The sequence below is a fragment of the Streptococcus pseudopneumoniae genome (assembly GCF_001072925.1).
Taxonomy (GTDB): domain Bacteria; phylum Bacillota; class Bacilli; order Lactobacillales; family Streptococcaceae; genus Streptococcus; species Streptococcus pseudopneumoniae_Q.
Map to the genome: position 1 here is coordinate 22,883 of NZ_JVHE01000127.1, position 17,574 is coordinate 40,456.

A 17,574-nucleotide genomic window follows, 5' to 3' on the forward strand; every position below is an offset into this window, starting at 1 on the left:
ATAAAAATAGGAAACAGTTCTGGAGGTGATGAGATGGAGAAGTTGCTACAATTGTTGATTTTAGTGCCCTATTTTTTCTTTTTTCGTTGGCAAAGGAAGGTACGACCAGGAAGTAAGCACTTTTCCTTCCTTTACTATTTTTACTGGATTTATTTACCTCTCATGACCTTGTTTAGTCTAGCTTTCACTCTTTTTTCGCTAATCTTATTTAATTTTATTTTACTAGAACCCAAGGATTTAGCTAGGTGGTTGATATGGATAGTTTTAGTCTTTTTATCTTTAGTCAATGACTGGAAAATCTATGCTTGTCTAAAATTTATGAAAAAACTGAAGTTGGAAAAGAATAAGGTTAATCTTCCTTGAGAGAACTGAGGAAATTAGTACCTAATAACTGAAGGATGCTTGGTTTCTCAATGCTGAGTTAAGTAGAAGTTTAAATTAGGGGAAAATGAAGCTAAGGGTAGGAATTTTAAGAGGAACTAATCTCGATGATTAGCCCTTTTTTGCCCTAAGGGAAAACGGAATATTTCTTGAAAAAATTGGGCAAATATGCTACAATAAAAAGAACATTCTAAAATATTCAGAATTTAAAGTAAGGAAAAAAATGGCAAATTTACTAAAAACAATCATCGAAAATGATAAAGGGGAACTCCGCCGCCTAGAAAAGATGGCTGATAAAGTCCTCAAATATGAAGATGAAATGGCTGCGTTAACAGACGAGCAATTGAAAGCAAAAACAGAAGAATTCAAACAACGCTATCAAAATGGTGAGACTCTTGACCAACTTTTGTATGAGGCGTTTGCTGTTGTACGCGAGGGAGCTAAGCGTGTTCTTGGTCTTTTCCCTTATAAGGTTCAGGTTATGGGAGGAATCGTTCTTCACCATGGTGACGTTCCTGAGATGCGTACTGGTGAGGGGAAAACCTTGACAGCGACTATGCCAGTATACCTTAACGCCCTTTCAGGTAAAGGTGTACACGTAGTTACGGTCAATGAGTATCTATCAGAACGTGACGCGACTGAGATGGGTGAGTTGTACTCATGGCTTGGTTTGTCAGTAGGGATTAACTTGGCAGCCAAATCTCCAATGGAGAAAAAAGAAGCTTATGAGTGTGATATCACTTATTCAACAAACTCAGAGATTGGATTTGACTACCTCCGTGATAACATGGTTGTTCGTGCGGAGAATATGGTTCAACGTCCACTCAACTATGCCTTGGTCGATGAGGTTGACTCTATCTTGATTGACGAAGCTCGTACTCCTTTGATCGTTTCAGGAGCCAATGCAGTTGAAACTAGCCAACTCTACCATATGGCAGACCATTTTGTGAAGTCTTTGGATAAGGATGACTATATCATTGATATTCAGTCTAAGACCATTGGTCTATCTGATTCTGGTATTGACAAGGCTGAAAGCTACTTCAAACTAGAAAATCTCTACGATATCGAAAACGTAGCCTTGACTCACTTTATCGACAATGCCCTTCGTGCTAACTACATCATGATTCTTGATATTGACTATGTGGTCAGCGAAGAGCAGGAAATCTTGATTGTCGACCAATTTACCGGTCGTACCATGGAAGGTCGTCGTTATTCTGATGGTTTGCACCAAGCGATTGAAGCCAAAGAAGGTGTGCCAATCCAAGATGAAACCAAGACTTCAGCTTCTATTACCTACCAAAACCTTTTCCGTATGTATAAGAAATTGTCAGGGATGACAGGTACTGGTAAGACTGAGGAAGAAGAATTCCGCGAAATTTACAATATTCGTGTTATTCCTATCCCAACAAACCGTCCGGTTCAACGTATCGACCACTCAGACCTACTCTATGCAAGTATCGAAGCTAAGTTTAAGGCTGTTGTCGAAGATGTAAAAGCTCGCTACCAAAAAGGTCAACCTGTCTTGGTTGGTACGGTTGCAGTTGAAACCAGTGATTATATTTCTAAAAAATTGGTAGCTGCAGGTGTTCCTCACGAAGTATTGAATGCCAAGAACCACTACAAAGAAGCTCAAATCATCATGAATGCTGGCCAACGTGGTGCCGTTACCATCGCGACCAACATGGCCGGTCGTGGTACTGATATTAAGCTTGGTGAAGGTGTTCGTGAACTTGGTGGACTTTGTGTCATTGGTACAGAACGCCATGAAAGTCGTCGTATCGATAACCAGCTTCGTGGACGTTCAGGACGTCAAGGGGACCCAGGGGAGTCACAATTCTACCTTTCTCTGGAAGATGATTTGATGAAACGTTTCGGTTCAGAGCGTTTGAAGGGTGTCTTTGAACGTCTCAATATGTCAGACGAAGCGATCAAATCTCGTATGTTGACCCGTCAAGTAGAAGCAGCTCAAAAACGTGTTGAGGGAAACAACTACGACACCCGTAAACAAGTCCTTCAATACGATGATGTCATGCGTGAGCAACGTGAGATTATCTACTCACAACGTTACGATGTCATCACTGCTGATCGCGACTTAGCTCCTGAGATTCATGCCATGATTAGACGCACAATTGGTCGTGTTGTTGATAATCATGCGCGTGCTAAACAAGATGAAAAACTAGAAGCTATCTTGAATTTTGCAAGATATAACTTGCTTCCAGAAGATTCAATTTCACTTTCAGACCTAGAAGGTTTGTCAGACCAAGCGATCAAAGATGAACTTTACCAACGTGCCTTGAAAGTCTACGATAGCCAAGTTGCTAAGCTTCGTGATGAGGAAGCTGTTAAAGAATTCCAAAAAGTCTTGATCCTACGTGTTGTAGACAACAAGTGGACAGATCATATCGATGCTCTTGATCAGTTGCGTAATGCTGTTGGTCTCCGTGGTTATGCTCAGAATAACCCAGTCGTTGAGTATCAAGCAGAAGGTTTCCGTATGTTTAATGATATGATTGGTTCCATTGAGTTTGATGTGACTCGTTTGATGATGAAAGCACAAATTCATGAACAAGAGCGTCCACAAGCAGAGCGTCATATCAGTACGACAGCTACTCGTAATATTGCTGCACAACAGACTGATCTTCCTGCAGATTTGGATCTTAGCCAAGTTAAGCGTAACGACTTGTGCCCATGTGGTTCTGGTAAGAAATTTAAAAACTGTCACGGTAAACGACATTAAGAATGACTAATTTTCAGGCGGATGCCTAGTGAAAAGTGAATTTTCGCTTGGCGTCCGTTTGCTTTATAAGGAGGATGAATCATGGTATTTACAGCCAAAAGCCCTAAAATTAATATTGAAGAAGTTCGTAGTTTGTCTAAATTAGAAGGACAAGCACTTGCCAATAAACAACAACGCGATCAGGAACTTGAAGCGATTATTCGTGGTGAAGATCAACGCATTTTGTTAGTGATTGGTCCGTGTTCGTCTGACAATGAAGAAGCAGTTCTTGAGTATGCCAAGCGTTTGGCAAAACTGCAAGAAGAAGTAAAAGACCGCGTCTTTATGGTGATGCGTGTCTACACTGCTAAACCACGTACTAATGGTGATGGTTATAAGGGCTTGATTCACCAACCAAATGCCAAAGAAGCACCTAGTCTCATCAATGGGATCAAGGCGGTTCGTCACCTGCATTACCGTGTTATTTCTGAAACAGGAATGACGACAGCGGATGAAATGTTGTACCCAGAAAACCTTCCTTTGGTAGATGACTTGATTTCTTACATGGCAGTTGGAGCTCGTTCGGTTGAAGACCAACAACACCGTTTTGTAGCTAGTGGAGCAGATTTTGCGACAGGTTTTAAAAATCCAACGTCTGGAAATCTCAATGTCATGTTCAACGGTATTTATGCAGCGCAAAACAAGCAGAGTTTTCTTTTCCTAGGAAAAGAAGTCGAAACTACTGGAAATCCTCTATCCCATGCCATTCTCCGTGGTGCCCTTAACGAATACGGGAAAAACATTCCTAACTACTACTATGATAATTTGATGGATACTATTGCCCAGTATGAAAAGATGGGCCTTGAAAATCCATTTATCATCATTGATACCAACCATGATAACTCAGGCAAGCAGTATATGGATCAGATTCGCATCGTTCGTCAGACCTTGATTAACCGCGATTGGAATGAAAAGATTAAAAAATATGTTCGTGGTTTCATGATTGAGTCTTATCTAGAAGACGGTCGTCAAAATGAACCAGAGGTCTTTGGGAAATCTATCACCGATCCATGTCTAGGATGGGAAAATACTGAGGCTCTTGTGCGCGAAATCTACCAAAGACTAGGAGAATAATATGGCATTTATTGAAAAAGGTCAAGAAATCGATATTGAAGCGATTAAGGCGGAAACACAGCTGTCTGCAAAAGCCTTGCAACATAAGGAAAGCCGTGACCAGGAACTAGCAGACATCCTTTCAGGAAAGGATGACCGAATCTTGTTGGTCATTGGACCTTGTTCGTCTGACAATGAAGAAGCAGTTCTTGAGTATGCTCGCCGTTTGGCAGACTTGCAGAGGAAAGTTGCGGATAAGATTTTCATGGTCATGCGTGTTTACACAGCCAAGCCACGCACCAATGGAGATGGCTACAAGGGTTTGGTTCATCAGCCAGATACTTCTAAAGCGCCAAGTTTGATTAATGGTTTGCAGGCTGTTCGTCAGCTTCATTATCGAGTTATTACAGAAACTGGATTGACCACAGCGGATGAAATGCTTTATCCATCCAATCTTGTCTTAGTTGACGATTTAGTCAGTTATCATGCTGTGGGTGCGCGTTCAGTCGAAGACCAAGAACACCGTTTTGTAGCTTCAGGGATTGATGCACCAGTGGGGATGAAAAATCCAACCTCAGGAAATCTATCTGTTATGTTTAATGCCATCTATGCTGCACAAAATAAGCAAACATTTCTTTACCATGGACAAGAAGTTGAGACTTCAGGTAATCCCCTGGCCCACGTTATTCTTCGTGGAGCTATGAATGAATATGGGAAGAATGAACCAAACTTCTACTATGAAACTCTCTTAGATGCTATCGGCCGTTACGAGTCTATGGGGCTTGAAAATCCCTTTATCATGATTGATACTAACCATGATAATTCAGGGAAGCAATATATGGAGCAAGTTCGAATTGTTCGTCAGGCTCTGCTCAACCGTGACTGGAATGAAAAGATCAAGAAGACAGTTCGAGGTTTTATGATTGAATCCTACTTGGCAGATGGTCGACAAAATCAACCAGAAATCTTTGGTTGCTCTATTACAGACCCATGTCTAGGATGGGAAAACACAGTAGCCCTGGTAGAAGAAATCTATACTACCTTAACAAAATAAGTGAAAAGGATGGAGTTGGGGGTATCTCAACTCCTTTTGATGAAAATGATAGTTGGACACGGAATCGATATCGAAGAATTAGCTTCCATACAAAATGCAGTTGAAAAAAGAGAAGGCTTTGCGCAGCGTGTCTTGACGGACAAGGAAATGGAGCGCTTTGCTAGTCTCAAAGGTCGTAGACAGATGGAGTATTTGGCTGGTCGTTGGTCAGCTAAAGAGGCTTTTTCAAAGGCTATGGGAACGGGTATTGGAAAGCTAGGCTTTCAGGATTTGGAAGTCTTGAACAATGAGAGAGGAGCTCCCTACTTCAGCAAATCCCCGTTTTCAGGAAAAGTGTGGCTATCGATCAGCCATACAGATCAGTTTGTGACAGCTAGTGTTATTTTGGAGGAAGATTATGAAAACTAGTCCACATAGACCAACTAAGGCCCTCATTGACCTAGGTGCTATTCGCTATAATATCCAACAAATGGGTGCGCATATTCCTAAAGATGCTCTTAAATGGGCGGTTGTGAAAGCCAATGCCTATGGACACGGTGCAGTAGCTGTCGCGACAGCTATCCAGGATGATGTCGATGGTTTTTGCGTTTCTAATATCGATGAAGCCATCGAGCTTCGTCAGGCAGGAATTTCTAAGAAGATTCTTATTTTAGGAGTATCTGAGGTTGAATCTCTTTCATTGGCTAAAGACTTTGATATTACCTTGACAGTGGCTGGGTTGGAATGGATCCAGAAACTCATAGCCACAGAGTCAGACTTATCAGGTTTAACTGTTCACCTTAAAATTGACTCAGGCATGGGACGAATTGGTTTTAGAAGTGCAAGCGAGGTGGCACAAGCTCAAACTTTACTCAAGGAGCATGGAGCAAATGTTGAGGGAATCTTTACACACTTTGCAACTGCTGATGAAGAGTCGGATAGCTATTTTAAGGAACAGTTAGAGTGTTTCAAGGAAATACTTGATGGCTTGCAAGAAGTACCAGAATTGGTTCATGCTAGTAACTCCGCAACGACTCTATGGCATGCAGAAACTATTTTCAGTGCTGTTCGCATGGGAGATTCCATGTATGGTCTCAATCCAAGTGGACAAGTTTTGGAATTGCCTTATGAACTAAAACCAGCCTTAACTTTGGAGTCAGCTATTGTTCATGTTAAAACAGTCCCAGCTGGGGCTTGTATGGGTTACGGAGCAACTTATCAAGCAAACGGTGAGCAAGTCATTGCAACGGTACCGATAGGTTATGCAGATGGTTGGACACGAGATATGCAGAATTTCTCAGTTCTGGTGGATGGACAATTGTGCCCCATCGTAGGACGTGTATCCATGGACCAAATCACGGTTCGTTTGCCTAAGCTTTATCCATTGGGTACCAAGGTAACCTTGATTGGCTCAAACGGGGATAAGGAGATTACTGCAACAGATGTAGCGGTTTATCGAGGAACCATCAATTATGAGGTGGTTTGCCTCCTCAGTGATCGAGTTCCGAGAGAATATCATTAAAAGAAAGAAGGAAAGGAGAGTAGCATGAATTTACACCAACCCTTGCATGTCTTGCCTGGCGTGGGACCCAAATCAGCAGAAAAATATGCCAAACTAGGAATTGAAAACCTGCAAGATCTCTTGCTCTACTTTCCTTTCCGTTATGAAGATTTTAAGACCAAGCAGGTACTAGAACTAGAAGATGGTGAAAAGGCTGTCCTATCTGGTCAGGTAGTGACACCAGCCAGTGTTCAGTATTATGGTTTTAAGCGCAATCGCCTACGCTTTAGTCTCAAGCAGGGAGAAGTTGTGTTTTCAGTGAACTTCTTTAACCAACCCTACCTGGCTGACAAGATTGAACTAGGAGCAACCTTGGCTGTCTTTGGAAAGTGGGATCGTGCTAAAGCTAGTCTCACAGGCATGAAGGTTTTAGCCCAAGTGGAGGATGATCTCCAACCTGTCTATCGTCTCGCACAAGGAGTTAGTCAAGCAAGCCTTGTTAAGGTCATTAAAACCGCCTTTGATCAGGGGCTAGATCTCTTGATAGAGGAAAATCTCCCTCAGTCCTTGCTAGATAAATACAAACTCATGTCTCGCTGTCAGGCTGTTCGTGCTATGCATTTTCCTAAGGATTTGGCAGAATACAAGCAGGCTCTCCGTCGAATCAAGTTTGAGGAACTTTTCTATTTCCAAATGCAATTACAGACCCTCAAGTCTGAGAATAAGATTCACGGAAGTGGTCTGGTCCTGAATTGGTCCCAAGAAAAACTAAGGGCGGTTAAAGAAAATTTGCCTTTTGCTTTGACCCAAGCACAAGAAAAGAGCCTGCAAGAAATCCTGACCGATATGAAGTCGGACCATCACATGAATCGACTCTTGCAAGGGGATGTTGGTAGTGGGAAAACAGTGGTGGCAGGTCTAGCGATGTACGCAGCCGTAACGGCTGGTTATCAGGCCGCTCTCATGGTTCCAACAGAGATTCTTGCAGAGCAACATTTTGAAAGTCTAGAAAGTCTCTTTCCTGATTTGAAACTAGCACTTCTAACAGGTTCATTGAAAGCTGCAGAAAAACGCACGGTTTTAGAGACCATTGCTAAGGGCGAGGTTGATGTGATCGTCGGTACCCATGCCCTTATACAGGATGGGGTGGAATACGCTCGACTTGGTTTGATTATCATCGATGAACAACACCGATTTGGTGTGGGACAAAGGCGTATTTTACGGGAAAAAGGAGAAAATCCAGATGTCCTTATGATGACGGCAACTCCGATTCCACGGACCTTAGCCATCACAGCTTTTGGAGATATGGATGTTTCCATTATTGACCAGATGCCAGCGGGACGAAAACCGATCGTAACACGCTGGATTAAACATGAACAGTTGCCCCAGGTCTTGACTTGGTTAGAGAGTGAGATTCAGAAAGGCTCCCAAGCCTATGTCATTTCCCCCTTGATTGAAGAATCTGAAGCCCTGGATCTTAAAAATGCTATTGCTTTATCGGAAGAATTGACGGCTCATTTTGCAGAAAAAGCAAAAGTTGCTCTCTTACACGGTAAGATGAAGAGTGATGAAAAAGACCAGATTATGCAGGATTTCAAAGAGAGAAATACAGATATTCTGGTTTCGACAACGGTTATCGAAGTCGGGGTCAATGTGCCAAATGCGACAGTCATGATTATCATGGATGCTGATCGTTTTGGGCTTAGTCAACTCCATCAGCTTCGGGGTCGTGTAGGTCGTGGGGATAAGCAGTCTTATGCAGTTCTTGTGGCTAATCCTAAAACGGACTCAGGTAAGGACCGCATGCGCATCATGACAGAGACAACAAATGGCTTTGTCCTTGCAGAAGAAGATTTGAAAATGCGTGGCTCTGGTGAGATTTTTGGAACCAGACAGTCAGGTCTACCAGAGTTTCAAGTGGCTGATATTATCGAAGATTTTCCGATTCTTGAGGAAGCACGTAAGGTGGCTAGTTATATCAGCTCCCTTCCTAACTGGCAGGAGGATCCAGAGTGGCATATGATTGCCCTAAATCTAGAAAAGAAAGAACATTTAGATTAAGCTTTCTCTAATAAAATCTTAAGTTTGCTTTTAGGGTTATTGCCTATACTAGGGTCATCAAAAAGAAACGAGGACTCTCACATGACAATGACAATTAAAGTAAATTACCAAAAAACGTTTCAACAGGAACAAACACTTTCTCCTAAATACTAAGTAAAAGAGCGGTAACGAACGCTCTTTTTGTATGGGATTCTCAGGTAAGGGATTTAGAAAAATGCTTATGTTCATTTGATTTACTGAATGTATAAATTTCAACATCACTTCTAACAACACCTTAGTCTTAACAGCCAATCTAAAAGCAGTGCTTTGAGAAACCTGTGACTAGCTTTCTAGTTTGCTCTTTCGTTTTCGTTGAGTCAGAAGTTACTTTTAGTTTTTTCTAAGGAAAATGTAAGCTATGTTTTAGGAAGAGATTTTATACTGGGTTCATCAAAAAGAAACGAGGACTCTCACATGACAATGACGATTAAAGTAAATTATCAAAAAACCTTTCAAGAAGTAGTGGAAGCAGAAAAGGTTGCTACAAAATAGTAGTTATTAAGGGCAGTAGAGCCCTTTTTAAATACTTGCTTTATACTCTTCAAAAATCTCTTCAAACCACGTCAGCTTCGCCTTGCCGTATGTGTGGTTACTGACTTCGTCAGTTTTATCTACAACCTCAAAGCAGTGCTTTGAGCAACCTGCGGCTAGCTTTCTAGTTTGCTCTTTGATTTTCATTGAGTATTAGGCGAAATATGATAGATTTTTAGTAGATAGAATGGGCAGAATCACGCTATACCAATTTTTATTCTTGACAAGTAAAAGAAACAAGTATATACTGTTTTTGCTGATTCTGCAAAGCGAGAATTAGACTATACCAATTTAAGGGGAAAGCACAGCTTGTCTGTGTCGTATATACTATGTGTGGAATTGTTGGTGTTGTTGGAAACACAAATGCAACTGATATTTTGATTCAAGGGCTTGAAAAGCTCGAATACCGTGGTTATGATTCTGCGGGAATTTTTGTCCTAGGTGGTGCTGAAAACCATTTGGTGAAGGCTGTTGGTCGTATTGCAGAATTGTCTGCTAAAACTGCTGGCGTTGAGGGAACAACTGGTATCGGACATACTCGTTGGGCGACTCACGGGAAACCAACAGAGGACAATGCTCACCCACACCGCTCTGAGACAGGACGTTTTGTCTTGGTGCACAACGGGGTGATTGAAAACTACCTTGAAATCAAGGAAGAATACCTTGCAGGTCACCACTTCAAGGGACAAACAGATACTGAAATCGCCGTTCACTTGATTGGTAAATTTGCGGAAGAAGACGGATTGTCAGTACTTGAAGCCTTCAAAAAAGCTCTTCACATCATCCGTGGTTCTTATGCCTTTGCCTTAATCGACTCTGAAAATCCAGATGTTATCTACGTGGCCAAGAACAAATCACCTCTCTTGATCGGTCTTGGAGATGGCTACAATATGGTTTGCTCAGATGCCATGGCTATGATTCGTGAGACCAATCAATACATGGAAATCCATGACCAAGAGTTGGTTATCGTAAAAGCTGATAGCGTTGAAGTTCAAGACTATGATGGTAACAGCCGTGAGCGTGCTAGCTACACTGCGGAGCTTGACTTGTCTGATATCGGTAAGGGAACTTATCCTTACTACATGCTCAAGGAAATTGATGAGCAACCAACGGTGATGCGTAAGTTGATCCAAGCCTACACAGATGAGGCTGGTCAAGTTGTCGTAGATCCAGCTATCATCAAGGCTGTTCAAGACGCAGACCGCATCTACATTCTCGCAGCTGGGACTTCTTACCATGCAGGATTTGCTTCTAAGAAGATGTTGGAAGAATTGACAGATACGCCAGTTGAACTTGGTATCTCCTCTGAATGGGGGTATGGTATGCCGCTTCTCAGCAAGAAACCACTCTTCATCTTTATCAGTCAATCTGGTGAAACAGCTGACAGCCGTCAGGTTTTGGTCAAGGCCAATGAAATGGGGATTCCAAGCTTGACAGTGACAAACGTTCCAGGATCAACTCTGTCACGTGAAGCCAACCATACTATGTTGCTTCATGCAGGTCCTGAAATTGCCGTAGCGTCAACTAAGGCCTATACAGCCCAAATCGCAGCCCTTGCCTTCCTTGCAAAAGCGGTTGGTGAAGCAAATGGCAATGAAAAAGCCAAAGCCTTTGACTTGGTTCATGAATTGTCTATCGTGGCTCAGTCTATCGAATCAACTCTTTCAGAGAAAGAAACGATCGACGCAAAAGTCCGTGATCTTCTTGAAACAACACGCAATGCCTTTTACATCGGACGTGGTCAAGACTACTATGTAGCCATGGAAGCCAGTCTCAAGCTCAAAGAGATTTCGTACATCCAATGTGAAGGTTTTGCGGCTGGAGAGCTCAAGCACGGAACGATTGCCTTGATTGAAGAAGGAACACCTGTATTGGCCCTCTTGTCAGATCCGGTTCGTGCAAACCATACTCGTGGGAATATCCAAGAGGTCGCAGCTCGTGGCGCTAAGGTTCTTACTATCGCAGAAGAAAATGTTGCCAAAGATACAGATGATATCGTTCTTACGACCGTACACCCTTACCTCTCACCAATCTCAATGGTCGTACCAACGCAATTAGTCGCTTACTTTGCAACCCTACACCGTGGACTCGATGTGGACAAACCACGTAACCTTGCCAAGTCAGTAACAGTAGAATAAACTCAAAGTGAACTAGATAGTTTTCTGAAAAACAGAATGCTGTCTTGTTCACTTTTTTTTGTATACTTAATGAAAATCAATGACCAAACTTAGGTGCTTAGGTAGATGTCTCACAGAATAGCTTTGAGGTTTTAGATAAGAGTGACGCAGTCAGTCTCGTTACACCAATTTGATATTGTAGAGAAAACGGATCAAGATCTCAGCCAAGGTAGTTCAAGTCAAGATTGAAGAGGATTGATTCATACTCTTCGAAAATCTCTTCAAACCGCGTCAACGTCGCCTTGCCGTAGGTATGGTTACTGACTTCGTCAGTTCTATCCACAACTTCAAAACAGTGCTTTGAGCTGACTTCGTCAGTTCTATCCACAACCTCAAAACAGTGTTTTGAGCTGACTTCGTCAGTTTCATCTACAACCTCAAAGCAGTGCTTTGAGCAACCTGCGGCTAGTTTCCTAGTTTGCTCTTTGATTTTCATTGAGTATCACTCCTTTTAAGGATTTATTAGAAATAAATCTAAAATTAAGTGTTATCCCAGTTTCTATTAAAATGAGAATTATTTTTGAAAGATATGCTTGTGGAAGACTTGCAAGCTATAAAAAAACTCTAAGAGCTGGACGATAAGGATCCAACTCTTAGAGGAGTGAGTGTCATATTTTACTTGCGATACAAACGATCGTATTGGTAGTAAGGATCAAAGGTTACATTGATACCTAGTTTGCGAAGAACATTTTTGTCTTCGTCTGTTAGGATAATCGTAGAGTGAGCTTCGCTTCCTTTGAGATTTCCGAGTTCTTTCATGGCACGATCTGCATCAGGATTCTGCATTGCTGTGATTGCAAGAGCGATGAGGATTTCATTTGAGTGGAGTCGAGGGTTACGGCTACCCAAGTGATTGATTTTCAAACCTTGAATTGGTTTCACCACTTCTGGTTCAATTAATTTTGTTTCAGCATCAATGTTAGCTGATTTCTTGATTGCATTGATCAAAGCAGCGGCTGTTGGACCAAAGAGTTCTGAGTTCTTACCAGTAACGATTTCACCAGAAGGTAATTCAAGTGCTAGAGCAGGTCCACCTGTTTCTTCTGCTTTTTGACGTGCGGCAACAGCAACCTTACGGTCAGCTGGTGTGATACCCAGATCATTCATGAGAAGCTCAATCTTCTTCACAGCAGTTTCTCCAACCTTCTCAGCTTTGAAGTCAAGAACTGTCTGGTAATAGCGACGGATAATTTCCTGTTTAGATGCTTCAATGGCAGCGTCGTTATCAGTGATTGCAAAACCAACCATATTGACACCCATGTCAGTTGGAGACGCATATGGAGACTCACCGAGAATACGTTCCAGCATACGCTTAAGGACAGGGAAAATTTCAATGTCGCGGTTGTAGTTGACTGTGGTTTCTCCATAAGTTTGGAGATGGAATGGGTCAATCATGTTGACATCATCTAGGTCTGCTGTAGCAGCTTCATAAGCTAAGTTTACTGGATGATGAAGTGGGAGATTCCAAACTGGGAAGGTTTCAAATTTGGCATAACCAGACTTGATACCATTGATTTGGTCGTGGTACATGTTAGACATACAAGTTGCCAACTTACCTGAACCAGGCCCAGGAGCAGTCACGACAATCAAGTTACGGCTAGTTTTGATATAGTCGTTTTTCCCCATACCTTCAGGAGAAATGATGTGATCCATATCTGTCGGATACCCCTTGATAGGGTAGTGAAGATAAGAGTCAATACCATTTTTCTCTAATTGATTACGGAAGGCATCCGCTGCCGGTTGGCCTGCATATTGAGTAATGACAACTGAACCAACAAAGATACCAAGTTCATTGAATTTATCGATCAAACGAAGCACTTCTTGGTCATAAGAAATGCCCAAGTCTCCACGAGCTTTTGAGTGCTCGATATTGCTAGCGTTAATAGCGATAACAACCTCAACTTGCTCCTTCAACTCTTGCAAGAGTTTGATTTTGTTATCTGGTTCATATCCAGGAAGGACACGGGCAGCGTGGAAGTCTTCCAACATCTTGCCCCCAAACTCCAAATAGAGTTTGCCGTCAAATTGGTTGATGCGCTCCAAGATATGGTCGCGTTGTAGATTCAAATATTGTTCAGAACTAAAAGCTTGTTTTTTCATTTTTTTACCTCTGAGCTCTATTATATAAAAAAAATGGAAGATTAGAAACCGTGGAGGTTCGAAATAAGGAAAAAGATAAAAGCAAACGCTTGCACAAATGATGAAAAAAGTCTATGATGGAGTAAAGTCAATTTTAAATAGAGGTAAAAAGATGCAAGAAAAATGGTGGCACAATGCCGTTGTTTATCAGGTCTATCCAAAAAGTTTTAAGGATAGCAATGGAGATGGGATTGGTGATTTACCTGGGATTACCAGTAAGCTAGACTATCTAGCTAAGTTAGGGATCACAGCGATCTGGCTTTCTCCAGTCTATGATAGCCCCATGGATGATAATGGTTATGATATTGCCAATTATCAAGATATCGCGGCTATCTTTGGAACCATGGAAGATATGGATGAGCTCATTGCTGAGGCTAAAAAACGAGATATCCGAATCATTATGGATTTGGTGGTCAATCATACATCAGATGAGCATGCTTGGTTTATCGAAGCTTGTGAAAATCCTGATAGTCCTGAGCGAGACTACTATATCTGGCGTGATGAACCTAACGAATTGGAGTCAATTTTTAGTGGTTCTGCATGGGAATATGATGAAAAGGCTGGTCAATATTACCTGCACTTTTTCAGTAAGAAACAACCAGACCTTAACTGGGAAAATGAAGAACTACGCCAAAAAATCTATGAAATGATGAATTTCTGGATTGATAAAGGGATTGGTGGATTTCGTATGGACGTTATTGACATGATTGGGAAAATTCCTGATCAGAAGATTGTCAACAATGGTCCTATGCTCCATCCCTATCTCAAGGAAATGAATCAGGCTACTTTCGGCGACAAAGAGCTCTTGACAGTAGGGGAGACATGGGGAGCGACACCAGAAATCGCAAAACTCTATTCAGATCCAAAAGGACAAGAACTGTCTATGGTCTTTCAGTTTGAACATATCTGTCTTCAGTATCAGGAAGGACAACCTAAGTGGCAGTACCAAAAAGAGTTAAATGTTGGGAAATTAAAAGAGATTTTCAACAAATGGCAGACAGAATTAGGAGTTGAGGATGGCTGGAATTCCCTCTTCTGGAACAACCATGACCTCCCTCGAATCGTCTCTATCTGGGGAAATGACCAAGAATACCGCGAAAAATCTGCCAAAGCCTTTGCAATTTTGCTTCATCTCATGAGAGGGACGCCTTATATCTATCAAGGTGAAGAAATCGGGATGACCAATTTCCCATTTGAAAACTTGGAGCAAGTAGAAGATATTGAATCCCTCAACTATGCGCGTGAAGCTCTTGAAAAAGGTGTTTCAATGGAAACAATCATGGACAGCATTCGTGTGATTGGACGTGACAATGCGCGTACTCCAATGCAGTGGGATGAGACAAAAAATGCTGGTTTCTCGGACGGACAACCTTGGTTGGCTGTTAATCCAAACTATGTGAAGATAAATGTAGAAGAAGCTTTAGCAAATCCAGATTCTATCTTCTATACTTATCAAAAATTGGTAAAACTTCGTAAGGAAAATAGCTGGTTGATTCGTGCTGACTTTGAACTTCTCGAAACGGCTGAAAAAGTTTTTGCTTATATCCGTAAGGATGGAGAACGTCGTTTCCTAGTGGTGGCCAATTTGTCCAACCAGCAGCAAGAGTTTGCAGTAGAAGAGTCAGTTAAGTCTATCTTGATTGAAAATACCTCAGTAGAAGCAGTTTTGACTACACAGACCTTGGCTCCATGGGATGCCTTCTGTGTCGAATTAGCTCATTAAACCTAAAAACTTAAGTATCCAAAGATGCTTGAGTTTTTTTCTAAAATAAGTGTAGAAATTTCTTTAATAAATATTAGTTTGAATTTTCTAAAAAATACCCTTAAAACCCTTGCTTTTATATAAAAATAGGGTATAATGGTGAAAAATAGTATTTTAAAGGAGAATACCGATGAAATCGAAAAAGTGGCTCGCAGTAGCAGGGATAACGATGAGCGCAGCTCTTCTTTTGGCAGCTTGTGGCAAGACTGAGAAAAAAGCAGATGCTCCAACAACATTTTCGTATGTATATGCTATTGATCCAACAACATTGGACTATAGCGTTACTAGTAAAAGTTCAACATCAGACGTCATTGCCAACTTGGTCGACGGACTCTTGGAAAATGACAAATATGGAAACTTGATTCCATCGCTTGCTGAAGACTGGTCTGTTTCACAGGACGGTTTGACCTACACTTACAAGCTACGTAAAGGTGTCAAATGGTATACTTCAGAAGGAGAAGAGTATGCTGAAGTCAAGGCCCAAGACTTTGTGACAGGTTTGAAGCATGCTGCAGATGGTAAATCAGATGGCCTAACTCTTATCCAAGATTCTATCAAAGGTTTGGCAGAGTATGTTAGCGGTGAAACAAATGACTTCTCAACAGTCGGTGTCAAAGCAGTTGACGATTATACAGTCGAGTATACCTTAAACAAACCAGAAAGCTTCTGGAATTCTAAGGTGACAACAGCGACTATGCTCCCTGTTAATGAAGAATTCTTAAATTCTCAAGGAAAAGATTACGGTGCGGCAGCCCCTTCAGGTATTCTCTACAATGGTCCGTATATTTTGAAAAACTTCACTTCAAAATCCGTGATCGAGTACGAAAAGAACCCAAATTATTGGGACAAAGACAATGTTAAAATTGACCACGTCAAACTTACTTTCTACGATGGATCTGACCAAGAATCATTGATTCGTAGTTTCTCATCAGGTGCCTATACAACAGCTCGTCTCTTCCCAACTAGCTCAAGCTTTGATTCAACTAAGAAAGAATACGGCGATAAGATCGTTTATAGTCCGCAAGAAGCGACAAGCTATTACTTTACTTTCAACGTAAATCGTCAGTCTTACAATAAAACAGCTAAGACAGATGAAGCCCAAAAAACTTCAACTAAAGAAGCACTTCTCAATAAAAACTTCCGTCAAGCCATCAACTTCGCTCTTGACCGTCATGCTTACTCTGCACAGATGAATGGTGAAGAAGGTGCAGACAAGATTATCCGTACCAGCCTTGTGCCTTATGACTATGTTCAAGTTGGTGAAAAGACCTTCGGTGAATTGGCTCAGGAACAACTGGTAACATACGGAGACCAGTGGAAGGATGTAGCTTTGACAGATGGTAAAGATACCCTTTACAATCCAACAAAAGCAAAAGCTGCATTTGAAAAAGCAAAATCAGAATTGCAAGCTAAAGGTGTAACCTTCCCAATCCATTTGGATATTCCAGTTGAGCAGACTGATGTCATTGCTGTACAGCAAACCAACTCTCTCAAACAGTCTGTCGAAGCAGCACTTGGAAGTGAAAATGTTGTCATCGATGTACTTCAAATGACTGACAATGAGAAAATGAGCATTACATCTCAAGCTAAAGTTCCTTCTCAAAAAGACTATGACTTGAACGGAACTGGATGGGGACCAGACTATCAAGACCCAGCAACCTACCTCAATATCTTAGATGCTAAGAAGGGTTCTGCACTTAAACACTTGGGTATCACAAAAGGTAAAGATCCAGAAGTTATGGCTCAAGTTGGACTTGATGAGTACAAGAAACTCTTGGATGATGCAGCATCAGAAACAAGCGATCTTAACAAACGCTATGAAAAATATGCCAAAGCACAAGCTTGGGTTTCAGATAGCTCACTTCTTATCCCTGTAGCTTCTTCAGGTGGTTCTCCGACAGTTAGCCGTACAGTGCCATTCACAAAAGCTTACTCTCAAGTTGGTATCAAGGGAGATCCATTTGTATTTAAAGGTTTAGAATTGCAAAACGATATTGTAACAGCTAAAGAATACGAAGAAGCTCTCAAGAAATGGCAAAAAGAGAAAATTGAAACAAATGCCAAATACCAAAAAGAACTAGCAAATCACGTTAAATAGTCTTTTGTAATGAATAAAGAAAT

Annotated in this window: 11 protein-coding genes; 9 read left to right on the top strand and 2 right to left on the bottom strand. The window is 41.5% G+C overall.

Features of this window, described 5'->3' with window-relative positions; genetic code table 11:
- The first annotated feature begins 604 nt into the window (after positions 1-604).
- From secA to glmS, 7 genes are all read left to right on the top strand, one after another.
- Positions 605-3,118 (top strand): preprotein translocase subunit SecA, encoded by a 2,514-nt coding sequence (secA, locus tag ADH81_RS10125; RefSeq protein ID WP_049528847.1) that lies wholly within the window; start codon positions 605-607, stop codon positions 3,116-3,118.
- Positions 3,119-3,199: 81 nt separating this feature from the next.
- Positions 3,200-4,231 carry a 3-deoxy-7-phosphoheptulonate synthase gene (locus ADH81_RS10130; RefSeq protein WP_000232201.1) on the top strand — a complete coding sequence of 344 codons (1,032 nt, stop codon included), beginning with the start codon at positions 3,200-3,202 and terminating at the stop codon, positions 4,229-4,231.
- Position 4,232: 1 nt separating this feature from the next.
- Positions 4,233-5,264 (top strand): 3-deoxy-7-phosphoheptulonate synthase, encoded by a 1,032-nt coding sequence (locus ADH81_RS10135; RefSeq protein WP_049528850.1) that lies wholly within the window; start codon positions 4,233-4,235, stop codon positions 5,262-5,264.
- Between the two features lie 45 nt (positions 5,265-5,309).
- Complete coding sequence (acpS, locus tag ADH81_RS10140; protein ID WP_049528930.1) at positions 5,310-5,672, top strand: holo-ACP synthase; 363 nt, start codon at positions 5,310-5,312, stop codon at positions 5,670-5,672.
- Positions 5,662-6,765, top strand: a complete 1,104-nt coding sequence (gene alr, locus ADH81_RS10145; protein WP_049528853.1) for an alanine racemase — start codon at positions 5,662-5,664, stop codon at positions 6,763-6,765. Before acpS ends, alr begins: the two co-directional genes overlap by 11 nt.
- Positions 6,766-6,789: 24 nt before the next feature.
- Entirely contained in the window at positions 6,790-8,805 is a 2,016-nt protein-coding gene (gene recG / locus ADH81_RS10150) for an ATP-dependent DNA helicase RecG (protein WP_049528856.1), read from the top strand.
- 899 nt (positions 8,806-9,704) lie between these two features.
- Positions 9,705-11,513 (top strand): glutamine--fructose-6-phosphate transaminase (isomerizing), encoded by a 1,809-nt coding sequence (gene glmS / locus ADH81_RS10160; protein WP_049528862.1) that lies wholly within the window; start codon positions 9,705-9,707, stop codon positions 11,511-11,513.
- 199 nt (positions 11,514-11,712) lie between these two features.
- Here glmS and ADH81_RS11500 read toward each other — a convergent pair whose 3' ends face one another.
- Entirely contained in the window at positions 11,713-11,988 is a 276-nt protein-coding gene (locus ADH81_RS11500) for a hypothetical protein (protein WP_045762826.1), read from the bottom strand.
- A gap of 179 nt (positions 11,989-12,167) precedes the next feature.
- Entirely contained in the window at positions 12,168-13,652 is a 1,485-nt protein-coding gene (locus ADH81_RS10170) for a DUF1846 domain-containing protein (protein WP_045762827.1), read from the bottom strand.
- Positions 13,653-13,803: 151 nt separating this feature from the next.
- Here ADH81_RS10170 and ADH81_RS10175 point away from each other — a divergent pair, with 151 nt between their 5' ends.
- Both ADH81_RS10175 and ADH81_RS10180 read left to right on the top strand, forming a co-directional pair.
- Positions 13,804-15,414, top strand: a complete 1,611-nt coding sequence (locus tag ADH81_RS10175) for a glycoside hydrolase family 13 protein (RefSeq protein WP_049528933.1) — start codon at positions 13,804-13,806, stop codon at positions 15,412-15,414.
- A gap of 169 nt (positions 15,415-15,583) precedes the next feature.
- Entirely contained in the window at positions 15,584-17,551 is a 1,968-nt protein-coding gene (locus tag ADH81_RS10180) for a peptide ABC transporter substrate-binding protein (RefSeq protein WP_049528864.1), read from the top strand.
- Positions 17,552-17,574: the final 23 nt, after the last annotated feature.

Coding starts and splice junctions, on each gene's coding strand:
- ADH81_RS10180 (WP_049528864.1), top strand. CDS start 15,584: ATGAAATCGAAAAAGTGGCTCGCAGTAGCAGGGATAACGATGAGCGCA.
- glmS (WP_049528862.1), top strand. CDS start 9,705: ATGTGTGGAATTGTTGGTGTTGTTGGAAACACAAATGCAACTGATATT.
- secA (WP_049528847.1), top strand. CDS start 605: ATGGCAAATTTACTAAAAACAATCATCGAAAATGATAAAGGGGAACTC.
- ADH81_RS10135 (WP_049528850.1), top strand. CDS start 4,233: ATGGCATTTATTGAAAAAGGTCAAGAAATCGATATTGAAGCGATTAAG.
- ADH81_RS10175 (WP_049528933.1), top strand. CDS start 13,804: ATGCAAGAAAAATGGTGGCACAATGCCGTTGTTTATCAGGTCTATCCA.
- alr (WP_049528853.1), top strand. CDS start 5,662: ATGAAAACTAGTCCACATAGACCAACTAAGGCCCTCATTGACCTAGGT.
- recG (WP_049528856.1), top strand. CDS start 6,790: ATGAATTTACACCAACCCTTGCATGTCTTGCCTGGCGTGGGACCCAAA.
- ADH81_RS11500 (WP_045762826.1), bottom strand. CDS start 11,988: ATGAAAATCAAAGAGCAAACTAGGAAACTAGCCGCAGGTTGCTCAAAG.
- acpS (WP_049528930.1), top strand. CDS start 5,310: ATGATAGTTGGACACGGAATCGATATCGAAGAATTAGCTTCCATACAA.
- ADH81_RS10170 (WP_045762827.1), bottom strand. CDS start 13,652: ATGAAAAAACAAGCTTTTAGTTCTGAACAATATTTGAATCTACAACGC.
- ADH81_RS10130 (WP_000232201.1), top strand. CDS start 3,200: ATGGTATTTACAGCCAAAAGCCCTAAAATTAATATTGAAGAAGTTCGT.